We start from the raw sequence: 11,797 nt of genomic DNA, 5'->3' as shown, positions 1-11,797 counted from the left end.
AGGACCTTTTCCATGCAAAAACATCAGGCGCAGATTGTCGGAGCCACGCTAGCCTGCACGTTGACGGTTCTCACGGGCTGCAAGTCGCTCGAACCTCAGCCCGCGACGCACGACCAGATTCGCCAGCGTGTGGTCGATGACCAGATCGCCATGTACGACGCCCAGGAACCGGTCACCGCGCCCATTACGTTTTACGAAGCCGCCGCGCGTGCGCTCAAGTACAACCTCGACTATCGGCTCAAGCTGCTGGAAAGCGCGCTCGCCTCCAATCTGCGCGACGTCTCGACGAATGCGCTGCTGCCGCAACTGGTGGCGTCGGCGGGCTATTCGCAGCGCAGCAACGATTCCGGCGGCACGTCGATCGGCATCGAGGACCGCCAGATCAGCTTGCGTCCGTCGACCTCCGAACAGCGCTATCACGCGGTGGTCGGACTGGGGGCCACCTGGAACCTGATCGACTTCGGCATGGCGTACTACCGTACCCAGCAGCGCTCCGATCAGATGCTGATGGCTGAAGAACGCCGCCGCAAAGTTGCGCAGAACGTGCTGCAGGACGTGCGCAATGCCTACTGGCGGGCCCTCTCCGCGCAGCGCCTGAAGCCGGAAGTCGACAAGCTCATCGAGCGCACCCAGGCCGCCTTGCACGAAGCGCGCGAGGCCGAGGACAAAGGACTGATGCCGCGCCAGGACATCCTCGCGTATCAGCGCGCGTTGCTCGATTCCATTTCGCTGCTGACCGTGCGCCGCCAGGATCTGGAGTTCGCGCAGGCCGAGCTGGCCGCGCTGATCTCGCTGCCGCCCGGCACGCCGCTCGTGCTCGCCGATACCCAGGAAGGCACGTTGCCACTGCCGCCTTTGTCGATGCCCCAACCGACGCTCGAACTGATCGCCTTGCAGAACCGGCCGGAAATCATGGAGGAGTGGTATCGCAAGCGGGTCAACGAGAACGACATCAAGATCGCGAAGGCTCAGTTGTGGCCGAACGTCGGCATCGATATGAATGTGAATTACGACTCCAACACGTACCTCTACAACAACTACTGGGCCGCGATCGGCGTGCGCGTGTCGCTGAACCTGTTCCGTCTGCTGCAATTGCCCGCGCTGAACGAGCAGGCGCAATCACAGCAGCAAACCGATGACATGCGGCGCCTCGCGCTGTCGATGGCGATTCTCACGCAGGTGCGGATCGGCTCGCTGCGCTACCGGCTCGCGACCCAGGAACTCGATTTCGCCAACGACAGCCTGCGCGTCGACAAGGACCTGCTCAACTACGCGAATGCCGCGCACACGACGTCGCTCGGCTCCGAACTCGAAGTGATCCGCGCGGAGGGACGCTACCTGCTATCGCGCTATCAGCGCGAGGCGGCTTATTCCGACGCGCAGGCCGCCTGGGGCCGGCTCTACAACTCGCTCGGCTATGACGTCATGCCCGACGCCATCGCGAAGGACGACGTCGAGACGCTCGCTCAGGAGATCAAGCGCACGATGGCGCGCCAGGAGGAGTATCTGCCGAGGTTGCCCGCACCGGATTCGGCGGCACCGCTCGCGCCGTTCGGGCAAGCGCAGCCGCCCGCGGGACAGGACGCAACGGCCGCGCGCTCGGCGGTACCGACCACGTCCAGCGCGGCGGCAGCAGCCGCCGCGCCGCAGCCTCTTCTTGCCCATCCCGCCGGAGCACCCAATGCGACGACTTTCGTGCAGTGAACGCGGCGCGCGGCTCGTGGCCGCGCTCCTGATGCTCGCGCTGAGTTCGGCGCATGCCGCGAAACCTGCCGGCAACGCCGACCCGCTCGACGACCCCAACGCGATCCGCGTGCTGCTCGCGCCGAACCTCGAAACCACGCTATCCAGCGAGATGAACGGCACCATCACCGAGTTGCGCGCCTCGCTCGGCAAGCCGATCGCGAAGAGTGCAGTGATCGCCCAGATGAACTGCGCCGAAGTGCAGGCCCGCGCCAACGTCGCGAAGGCGGAGCTGAACATGGCGAGCCAGAATCTCACGGCCAAGCGCAGCCTGCGCGATCTCAAGGCTGCGGGTGACATCGAGGTCGCGATGGCGTCGACGGATGTCGAAAAAGCCAAAGGCGCGCTGTCGCTGTCGAAGGCCCAGCTCGGCTATTGCCAGGTCGTCGCGCCGTTCAGCGGACGCATCGCCAAGGTCTACGTGAAGCCCTATCAGACCGTCAGCGCCGGTACGCCGATCGTCGATGTGGTCGGCGACGGCGCGCTCAAGGTGCGCCTGAACGTGCCATCCGCGCTGCTGGTCAAACTTCGCTCGGGCAGCCGCCTGGAGATCACCATCCACGAGACGGGCAAGACGTATCCGGCCCACGTGAGCGCGGTCAACTCGCGCGTCGACGCGGTCGCGCAAACGGTTGAACTCGAAGCGCAGTTCGACGGCACCCCGCCGGATCTCGTGGCGGGCATGAGCGGCATCGCGCGAATTCCGGCCAGTCAATGAACGCGCCAACACCCCAGTCCGCACTGCTGCTGTACCTCGACGCGCTGCGCGAGCGCGCGATGGCCGCCGAGTCGATCAACGCGCTCGCGTTCACGATGGCCAACGATCTGCACACCGTGCTGCCGTTTCGCCAGGCATTGGTCTTCGCGGACTACGGTAAGCGCCGCGAACTCCTGTGCGTGTCCGGTCTCGCGATGCCGACGGAAGATTCGCCGTACCTCGTCTGGCTCAACCGCGCGAGCGCCTGGGCCGCCGCCCAACTCGACTCGGCGCAGCCGCGCTGGCTCGCCCGTGAAGCCGTCGAACTGCCGCCTGAGCTCGCCGACGGCTGGGCCGAATGGTGGCCCAACGGCGTCTGGGCGGTACCGGTGCACGCGCCCAATGGAAAGCGGCTCGCACTGCTGCTCATGCTGCTCGACGAGCCGCCCACGGAAGCCTTCGCGTCCGTGCTGGGCAGTGTCGTGCGGACCTGGGGATATTGCTGGTGGGCGCTCTCGCGCCGCACGATCCGCTCCGGCTGGCGGCCGTCGCGCCGCCAACTGATCGGCGTGGGTGTGGCGGCCGCGTTGCTGTTGCTCATACCCGTGCGGCAAACCGTGCTGGCGCCGGCCGAGATCGTGTCGAGCGACGCGCGCATCATCAGCTCACCGATCGACGGCGTGATCGCCTCGCTCGCCGTGCGTCCGAACCAGCGAGTCGACGCGGGCGCGCTGCTGTTCTCGCTCGACGAAACGTCGTTGCGAAGCCGCGTCGACGTGCTGCGCAGGCAGGTCGCCGTCGCCGACGCGGAGCTGACAGCCGCGAGCCAGCGCGCTTTCGACAACGCACAAAGCAAGAACGAACTGACCATACTGAACGGCGTCGCCGAACAGCGCCGCGCCGAACTGGGCGCTGTCACGGCGCAGCTTCAGCGCACGCGGGTCTACGCGCCGAAAAGCGGCGTGGCCGTATTCAGTGATCCAAACGACTGGATCGGCAAACCGGTCGTGACGGGCGAGCGCATTCTGCAACTGGCCGATCCGGCGAGACCGGCGATTCTGATTCACCTCGCCGCCGCCGACGCCATCGCGCTCGATCCCGGCGCCGAGGTCACGCTGTATCTGAGCGCGTGGCCGCTCTCACCGCTGCATGGCCGCATCATCGAAACGAGCTACGAAGCGCGCACGACCGAGGACGACATCGTCGCCTACCGGCTGCTCGCCAGCGTCGAGGGTGAACACGACCACGCACGCCTCGGCCTGCACGGCACCGCCAAGCTTTACGGACAGAAGGTCAGTCTCGCGTATTACCTGCTGCGCCGGCCGCTGGCCACGCTGCGCGCGTGGGCGGGACTATGACCACGATCGATCCCAGCGTGCCCTCGCCCGCGCTGCGTGACGACCTGCGTCTAGGCGAAGCGTCGCCGGGCAAAAACGGCGAACCTGCGTGGGTGATTCAGGACATCGTCGCGAACCGCTTTTACCGGATCGGCTGGCTGGAGTTCGAATGTCTGCTGCGCTGGGACAAGCCGCCACAGCAGATCTGCAGCGACATTGCCGCACAGACCGCGCTTCGGCCTGTGATCGAACAGATCGTCGCGTTCCACGCATTCCTCGAACGAAACGGGCTGCTCAAGCCGACACCCGAGATGATGGCTTACCTGCAACGCGGCTATCACACCCAGAGCTGGCTGACCTGGCGCTGGTGGCTGCATCACTATCTGTTCTTCCGCATTCCCCTCGTGCGGCCGCAGCGCTTTCTCGCCGTGCTCGCGAAGCAGCTCGACTGGCTCTTCACGCCCCTCACGCCGATCGCCATCGTCATGGCGAGCCTCACGGGCATCGTGCTGGTGCTTCAGCAATGGGATGTCTTCACCAAGGCGGTGGTCGAATCGTTTTCGGTCGACGGCATGCTGAGCTTCGCGCTTGCGATCATCGTCGCGAAGACCTTGCATGAACTCGCGCATGCGATCGTCGCGACGCGTCTCGGGCTGAAGGTCGCGCACATGGGCGTAGCGTTCGTCGTGCTCTGGCCCATGCTCTACACCGACACGGGCGAAAGCTGGAAGCTACGCAGCTCGCGGCAACGGCTCGCCATCGCGTCAGCAGGCATTCTGTGCGAACTGTCGCTCGCGGGTCTGTCGACGCTGGGTTGGGCGTTGACCGACCCCGGCGCGCTGCGCAATGCGCTTCTCTACCTCGCCACGACCAGCTGGGTGCTCTCGCTCGCGTTGAACGCCAGTCCGTTCATGCGCTTCGACGGCTATTTCATCCTGTCCGATCTGCTCGACTTTCCGAATCTGCATGCCCGGGCCTCCGCGCTCGCGCGGGTCAGCCTGCGGCGCGCGATACTCGGACTCGACGACCCGTGGCCCGAACCCTTCACCGCGACACAGCGCCGCCTGCTGGTGGCGTTTGAATTCGTCACCTGGCTTTATCGCCTCGTGCTATTTCTGGGCATCGCCGTCACCGTCTACTTTTTCTTCTTCAAACTGCTCGGCATCATGCTGTTCGTCGTCGAGGTGAGCTGGTTCATCGTCATGCCTGTGTGGCGCGAGCTTGGCTACTGGTGGGCCAATCGTCACCGTGTCCGCCATGGCCGCCAGCTCCTGCTCGGTGTGATCGCGGGCGGTGTGCTCGTGCTGCTGGCGGTGCCGTGGCGCACGCAGATTCACGCGGACGGCGTCGCGCGCGCCGAGCACGCGCTGCACGTGTTCGTGCCGTTCCCTGCGCGTATCCAGACAATCCGTCCCGCGGGTACGGTGCAGCCTGACGAGATATTGATGGAGATGGACGAGCCCGATATCGCCGCCCAGATGCGCGGCAGCGAGGCCGGGATCCGAGGCTACGAAGCGCGTCTCGCGGGATTGATCGCCGACGCGAACGGCGTCAACCAGGAGACGGCCGTGCGCGAACGTCTGCGGGTTCAGTATGAGGAAGCGGCCGCGGCGCACTCCGAGATCACACGCCTGCGACTGCGCGCTCCGTTCGCCGGCCGCTGGATGGACGTCGATCCACAATGGCGTGCCGGACAATGGATCAATCCCAAAGTACCGGTGGGCGTGCTGATCGATCCGCGCAGCTGGCAAGTGGACGCTTTCGTCACGCAGGAGGCGGTGCAACGCATCGCTGTAGGCAACCGCGCGCGCTTCTATCCGGTCGGGCAGGTCACGCCGATTGCCGGACGCGTACTCGCCATCGACACCACACGCGTGCGCCAGCTCGACTATCCGATGCTCGCTTCGCGCTACAAAGGCCCGCTCACGGTGTCCACCGAACGCGACGTGCTGGTCCCGAATCCCGCGCTATTCCACGTGCTCGTGCAACTCGACGCGCCGCCGCCGGGGCTGTGGGAAACACGTGGTCAGTTGCAGATCGATGGGGTCCGGCGAAGTCTGCTGTTCGAGGGCGGCACGCATCTCATCGGGGCGTTGATTCGTCAGAGCGGGTTTTAGGAAGCACGTCCGCCATGACGGATCAGCGGTCAATCCAAAATTGACAAGGTCCACCGTTTATCCCGGCAAGTCCCGGCTCTCCGAGGTGCTATGCGTCAAAGAAAGAAGATCGAGATTTGTCGCATCGTCTTCGTCGCGCTGACCGCGTGCGTTGCCCATCCTGTGATTGCCGGGCCGGTTGATCTGCCTGCTTCGCTTCCCAACTTCTTCGGCGGCGGTATAGGTACGACCACAGAGTACGCCGGCGGCAAGGAACGGGTGATCGGCGTATTACCTGGACTGCGATACACGACCGCCTCCGGACATCTGCTCGAATGGTACGGACCTTACGCGCAGTTCAATTTCGGGAGCAGCACGGGCTTCCAGTGGGGACCGGCGCTTTCGTTGCGACTTGGCCGCCACGATGTCGACGACCCTGTCGTGTCCCAGATCCACACAATTCCTACGACCGTCGAAGGCGGCGGATTCGCTGGCTACGAGTACATTCACAGCGGCGCATTCCCCTATCGCCTGCGTGGGGAGCTAACCGTGAGCACCAATGCGGGCTTTGTCTTTACTGGCGCACGGGTATCCCTGACGGGCACTGCGTGGATCCCACTGTCGACCCGGTTTTACACGGGAGTTGGGCTTGGCGCGAGTTGGGCTAGCGGTGGCTTCAACACGACCTATTTCGGCGTAACCAATGAGGATTCTGCCCGCAGCGGGTTGCCCGCATACAGCCCATCTTCTGGAGTCGAACAGATTACTAGCTGGCTTGCATGCGTCTACCAGATAAACGCGAGGTGGTATGCGGGCGCGCTTATTTTTTACCAGCGTTTGACCGGCCCGGCGGCTGATAGCCCCATCGTCGTCCAACGTGGAACGAGAAATCAGGTCACAGTCGGCGCCGGCATCGCCTATGCGTTCCGGTGAGGTGTCCAGACTCACCCAAAATTCACCGAACCTCTCCTGACATTCGAACGCCCATGAATACGAGTATCTGAAACGACGGGCGCTGCCGCTTCAAAGAAGCGAGAATTCCTTGCATGCGCAAGCCGAGCCGTCACAACAGGTCAGCAACAATCCCCGAAAGCGTTAGCGCGGATGCGATGCGGCGTCGCCGCGGAAACCGTCACACTTTCTCCGCTTCAAGACAGTTCGCAGTGCAATACACTACATGCTGATAGACGCGTGCTCGCTCCAACGCTACGAGAGCCGCTTTCTTTTTGCGTGTCGGGCGAACGTATCGCGGATCCCCGAGCGCCTGAACGTAGTCGTCGAATCGCCGTCTCCGGAAGCGGAGGAAAAAATCGGACCCCGGCATTCCGCAATCCAGCGCAAGAAGTACGCCGTAATCGCAGACTTTCAGGTCTTCAAGCCTTCCGGCCGCTGCCTCGAGCAAGTCATATCGCACCGACAGCGGCATATGAGCTGGCAGCATTGAGTGAAAGCGGGGGTATGGCAACAAAATCCGGTTGCGCGCCACGTGTCGCAATGCGAGTGCTATGCCCTCTACGAGACTTGAGTTCATCGGGCCTCCAGGAAAAGGGCAAAGCCCCAGGCGTTAGCGTATGGCGCGGGGGAAACGGGTAACAGGACGCCTTGCCGAATTCGAGCGCGGATTGGGCACCGGAGAAGAATGAGGTTACGGTCTCGCCTGACGGAGAGTCTTGTCCGGAATGCCCGACACCACGTCCTTGTTCGGCCAATCATGAGGAACGCCTTGCCAACTGCCTGAGCGCTGGGCCCGCATGGTCATGAAACCGGCGGATGCCCGAGCAGAGATAGTTCAACCCAGGTTCCCCGTCCGGGCTTCGCACGAAACGGTTCTTCGGACACTCGCCCCAGCACAGATTCAGGTGCTTGCAGTTGCGGCAGAACGCAGGCAAGGAATCCCGCTTTGCGTAGCCGAAGCCTTGCTGCCGCTTCGAAAACGCCATTTCGCCGAGATGGGTCGTACGTATGTTGCCCAACGAATAGGCGGGATACACGTAGTGGTCGCAGGAATAGACTTCACCGTCGTGCTCGATCGCCAGTGCCTTGCCACAGAATTCCGCCGTCACGCACGTTTGCGCGGGCCGTCCCATTGTTTGCACGACGGCGGTTTCGAACAGGTTCACCAGCACACGGCCCACGTCTTTTTTGTACCACTCGTCGAAGGTGCGCGACAGGAAATAACCCCAATCGTCGGGATCGACGGACCAGTCCGTCACGACCGAGTCCGATTGGCCGGGTCTCGCGGCGGCGCTTCCCAGTATCGGCATCGAATCCGCCGGCCAGTGCTGCGGAGCGACGCTATGGAAATTCTTCGGCTCGACACACGGGATGAACTGGATGTACGTCGAACCCAGTTCGTTACGTAAAAAACGATAGACGTCCAGAGGCCGTTTCGCGTTGACGCGGTTCACGACCGTGAGCGTGTTGAATTTCACACCATGCTTGCGGAGCAGATCAATCCCGCGCATGACGTTGTCGAAAGTGGGCTGCCCCTTGCGGTCCAGACGAAAGGCATCATGCAGTTCACGAGGCCCGTCTATGCTCACGCCGACCAGAAAGTCGTTCTCCTTGAGAAACCGGCACCAGTCGTCGTTCAGCAAGGTTCCGTTGGTCTGCAGGTCGTTCGAGATCCGGCGGTTTCGCGGCGCATACCGCTTCTGAATCTCGACGATGTCGCGGAAAAACTCGAGACCGAGCATGGTCGGCTCGCCGCCTTGCCACGAAAAAATGATCTCGTCGCCGTTCTGCGCCTCGATGTACTGCCGGATATAACGCTCGAGCATCGACGGTTCCATCCGGCGGCCGCGATGCTGATCGAGCAGGTGCTCCTTGTGCAGGTAGTAGCAATACGTGCAGTCGATATTGCAGGTCGAGCCGATGGGCTTGGCCATCGCATGGAAGCGGCCTTTCTGTTCGGGCGCAGCGGGCTCGGTTTCAGACGACCGCGCCGGGTAGAAGATCACCGGCTGCTCAGCGAGCGTGTCATGGATATCGTGCATCGGGTGTCTCCGGGTATCGGCTTCGCGCGGGATTGGCCTGGCCTGTCATTGCACGCCGCCAGTCTTCGGAGCGGGATAGACCGTGTTCCAGTCCCGCTTCATACTAACGACGACCCAGCCGCGCGCAACGGCCTCGTCCCACGCCTTGTCGAGCCGGGCCAATGACGATTGCCGGTCGTACGCGAACTCACGCTCGGCGTCGTCATGATGCACAAGCAGTGCAAGCGTCCGGCCGGGGCCGCTCGCGGTGTATTCGAGCATTTCCCGATCGCCGTCGGAATTGCCGAAGGCGAGAATCGGCCGCCTGCCAATCGCGCGCGCAATGCCGACGGGCTTGCCTGGACCATCGTCGACGAAATCGAAGCCGGGTTGACGCATCAGCACCGGCTTGCCGTCGCGCACCTCGTACTTCAGTTTCTCTTCGGTGCCGACTATCTGTTGCGGCGGCACGCCGTAGGCTTCGGTCGCCCATACGCGCATGAACTCAGCGGTGCCACCGGAAACGATCCAGACCTGGAAGCCGTTTGCGCGCAGCAGATCGAGCAATTCGAGTTGTGGCTGGTACACGAGTTCGGTATAGGGCCGGTTGAACCTCGGATCTTTTGCGCTGGCAAGCCAGTTGCGGATCGACCGGTCGTATTCGTCCGTGCTCATGCCGCTGTTGGCCACGGCGATCAGTTGGAGAAACGCCTTGCGGTTCTGCGCGAGCGCGGCGGTGTCGTTCGCCAGAAGCGCCTTGTAGGCCGGATTGTTCCGCCACTCGGGGTGCTGCGGCGCGGCGGCTTTCACCTGCTCGATCATGAACGACAACTGGAACGGCATGGGCTGCTCGCTCCACAGCGTGCCGTCGTTGTCAAACACGGCAATGCGTGCCTCGCGCGGCACGTAGGTCGAGGAACCCTCGCGCGTCACGTCGGCGATGAACTTGAGAATCGCGCTGCGCGCGTCGCCATCGCGCCACGAAGGCAACGCCGCCGCCGATGGCCCTGCGGCGAGCGCCTGTGATTGCGTAGCCGCAGTCGAGCCTCCCGCCGACGGCGTATCTTGACTGGCACATGCGGCCAGCACCACGCATACGATCAGCCCGCCAAGGGCACGCAACACGCGCCGCGACCCCACCCGATGTTCGACGAAGCGCATTGTTGCCCTCAACCGTTAGACGTTTTGCAGATGGCACATCGCGGTGTCCGGCCAATCGGCGCGTTCCGATTGGCCGGCAGGTTCAGCGGACTAGTTGCCGGATGGCAGCGGTATGCTGAAGCCGTTCTGTTGCAGCTGGTCGCGGACGTACTTGAACCGTTCATATTGCGTGAGGGTGATCGGCCCCGAATAGCCCTCGCTCTGCAACTTGCGCGGCGGATACTTGATGTACGTCTGCATCAGGTCCTTGACGGCGGCGTTGAAGGCCACCAGTGTCCAGGTATGCTCCGTGTAGTTGTTCATGAAGATGTCGTAGCGCTCCTGCGGATCCTGGTACAGATCGAACACTTGCGGAACCGTGGCGACATAGCTTTCGGGGCCCTTCCAGCCGAGGTTGGAATCCACCGCAAGGCCACCCGTTTTCACGCCCGCGTCGCCGCGAAGGTTGAACTCAGCCTTGAACTGGCCGACCCGCACGGCACCCGGCGTCAGTTCGTTCTCGGTGAAGTAGAACCATGAGTTGCGTTTGCTCTTTCCCGTGCCGAACAAAACCGGCGACATGTCGTAGCTGTCGAAGATGATGGGCTTGCCTTCACGATCGTTCTTCGGCAGATCGACACCCGCCACCGACGCGAAAGTCGCCATGCAGTCGAGGCCGCCCAGAATGTCGAAGTTTCTCGAATGCGGTTTGATCTTCCCGGGCCACCAGGCGATCGCCGGCACGCGCGAGCCGCCTTCACGGTCGGTGCCCTTGGTGCCGCGGAACGGGGTGTAGCCCGCATCAGGATAAACATCCTGCCACGCGCCGTTATCGGTCGTGAAGAACACCAGCGTGTTCTTGTCGAGGCCCTTCTCGCGTAGCTTGTCCATGATGTGACCGACGCGTGCGTCGAGTTCGACGAGCGAGTCCGCATATTTCGACTTCGACAGCGACTTGCCGACGTAGTCCGGATCGGGCATGTTCGGCTGGTGGACCTTCATGAAGTTCACGTTGATGAAGAACGGCTGTCCGCTTTGCGCGGCTTCGTCGATATCGTCGAGTGCGGCTTTCTCGATGTAGCGATCCACGAACGGAATGCCAACGATATGGTTTTGTGGCTCGTTCTGGTATTGCCCGTTCAGCTTGAAGTCTTCGTGGGCCTTCTCGCCGGCTTTACCGGACAGCATGCCCGTCGTCACCTTGACGAACAGGTCGCGGGTCTGCTGGTCCATGTCGGGAAACCACTTTGGATCGGAATACGTGTATGCATTCAGGTGATACAGGCCGACGTACTTCATGTCGTCGTAGCCTTGTGCATTGGGAAGGGCGTAGTCCGCCTCGCCAAGGTGCCATTTACCGGTGAAGTAGGTGTTGTAATGCGCGAGCTTCAGGACCGACGCCAGCGTCCATTCCGCGTGCGGCAGGCCGCCCCCCTGGCCCTGGAACGCAACGGTCGTCATGCCGCTGCGATTCGGATTGCGGCCCGTCTGAAGAGCGGCACGGCCCGGCGTGCAGCTCGGCTGGCCGTAGAAGTCGAAGAACGTCATGCCCTCGTCGGCCATCCTGTCGAGGTTCGGCGTGGGAATGCCGCGCCCTTCGCCGCCGCCATAGGCACCGAGGTCGCCCCAGCCGACGTCGTCGCCCACGATCAGCACGATATTGGGGCGCGTGGGCTGCTGCTGCGCATCTGTCTGTGCCTGCACATTGATCGCAACACTCAGCAGCCCCGCGGCCACCATCGCAAAAGGGGCGCGTTTGACAGGCCTCGCCAGAGCCTTAAAGCATGTCTCAGGTTTCATCGTGTTTCC

General features: G+C 63.1%; 8 protein-coding genes. 5 read left to right on the top strand and 3 right to left on the bottom strand.

Annotated elements, in window-relative coordinates; genetic code table 11:
• The first annotated feature begins 12 nt into the window (after nt 1-12).
• From PQQ53_RS06865 to PQQ53_RS06845, 5 genes are all read left to right on the top strand, one after another.
• Nucleotides 13-1,704 (top strand): TolC family protein, encoded by a 1,692-nt coding sequence (locus tag PQQ53_RS06865; RefSeq protein WP_408156843.1) that lies wholly within the window; start codon nt 13-15, stop codon nt 1,702-1,704.
• The gene (locus tag PQQ53_RS06860; RefSeq protein ID WP_408138609.1) at nt 1,682-2,461 is read left to right on the top strand and encodes an efflux RND transporter periplasmic adaptor subunit; all 780 of its coding nucleotides are present in this window, start codon (nt 1,682-1,684) and stop codon (nt 2,459-2,461) included. The genes PQQ53_RS06865 and PQQ53_RS06860 overlap by 23 nt, the downstream gene beginning before the upstream one ends.
• Nucleotides 2,458-3,798, top strand: coding sequence for an efflux RND transporter periplasmic adaptor subunit (locus PQQ53_RS06855; protein WP_408323527.1), 1,341 nt, complete (start codon nt 2,458-2,460; stop codon nt 3,796-3,798). Before PQQ53_RS06860 ends, PQQ53_RS06855 begins: the two co-directional genes overlap by 4 nt.
• Nucleotides 3,795-5,894, top strand: coding sequence for a site-2 protease family protein (locus PQQ53_RS06850; RefSeq protein WP_408323526.1), 2,100 nt, complete (start codon nt 3,795-3,797; stop codon nt 5,892-5,894). Before PQQ53_RS06855 ends, PQQ53_RS06850 begins: the two co-directional genes overlap by 4 nt.
• A gap of 90 nt (nt 5,895-5,984) precedes the next feature.
• Nucleotides 5,985-6,806, top strand: a complete 822-nt coding sequence (locus PQQ53_RS06845) for a MipA/OmpV family protein (protein ID WP_408323525.1) — start codon at nt 5,985-5,987, stop codon at nt 6,804-6,806.
• Between the two features lie 776 nt (nt 6,807-7,582).
• Here the strand turns inward: PQQ53_RS06845 and PQQ53_RS06840 are convergent.
• From PQQ53_RS06840 to PQQ53_RS06830, 3 genes are all read right to left on the bottom strand, one after another.
• Nucleotides 7,583-8,869, bottom strand: a complete 1,287-nt coding sequence (locus PQQ53_RS06840; RefSeq protein ID WP_408156851.1) for an anaerobic sulfatase maturase — start codon at nt 8,867-8,869, stop codon at nt 7,583-7,585.
• A gap of 45 nt (nt 8,870-8,914) precedes the next feature.
• Entirely contained in the window at nt 8,915-10,009 is a 1,095-nt protein-coding gene (locus PQQ53_RS06835) for an HAD family hydrolase (protein ID WP_408138616.1), read from the bottom strand.
• A gap of 90 nt (nt 10,010-10,099) precedes the next feature.
• Nucleotides 10,100-11,788, bottom strand: a complete 1,689-nt coding sequence (locus PQQ53_RS06830) for an arylsulfatase (protein ID WP_408323524.1) — start codon at nt 11,786-11,788, stop codon at nt 10,100-10,102.
• Nucleotides 11,789-11,797 lie beyond the last annotated feature (9 nt).

Origin of the sequence: Paraburkholderia strydomiana (assembly GCF_046030495.1) — a bacterium.
Classification (GTDB): domain Bacteria; phylum Pseudomonadota; class Gammaproteobacteria; order Burkholderiales; family Burkholderiaceae; genus Paraburkholderia; species Paraburkholderia strydomiana_A.
This window is presented reverse-complemented; position numbering and strand designations above follow the sequence as displayed.

What these genes read in the sequence shown, in the direction of transcription:
- PQQ53_RS06865 (WP_408156843.1), top strand. Translation starts at nt 13, where the DNA reads ATGCAAAAACATCAGGCGCAGATTGTCGGAGCCACGCTAGCCTGCACG.
- PQQ53_RS06860 (WP_408138609.1), top strand. Translation starts at nt 1,682, where the DNA reads ATGCGACGACTTTCGTGCAGTGAACGCGGCGCGCGGCTCGTGGCCGCG.
- PQQ53_RS06855 (WP_408323527.1), top strand. Translation starts at nt 2,458, where the DNA reads ATGAACGCGCCAACACCCCAGTCCGCACTGCTGCTGTACCTCGACGCG.
- PQQ53_RS06850 (WP_408323526.1), top strand. Translation starts at nt 3,795, where the DNA reads ATGACCACGATCGATCCCAGCGTGCCCTCGCCCGCGCTGCGTGACGAC.
- PQQ53_RS06845 (WP_408323525.1), top strand. Translation starts at nt 5,985, where the DNA reads ATGCGTCAAAGAAAGAAGATCGAGATTTGTCGCATCGTCTTCGTCGCG.
- PQQ53_RS06840 (WP_408156851.1), bottom strand. Translation starts at nt 8,869, where the DNA reads ATGCACGATATCCATGACACGCTCGCTGAGCAGCCGGTGATCTTCTAC.
- PQQ53_RS06835 (WP_408138616.1), bottom strand. Translation starts at nt 10,009, where the DNA reads ATGCGCTTCGTCGAACATCGGGTGGGGTCGCGGCGCGTGTTGCGTGCC.
- PQQ53_RS06830 (WP_408323524.1), bottom strand. Translation starts at nt 11,788, where the DNA reads ATGAAACCTGAGACATGCTTTAAGGCTCTGGCGAGGCCTGTCAAACGC.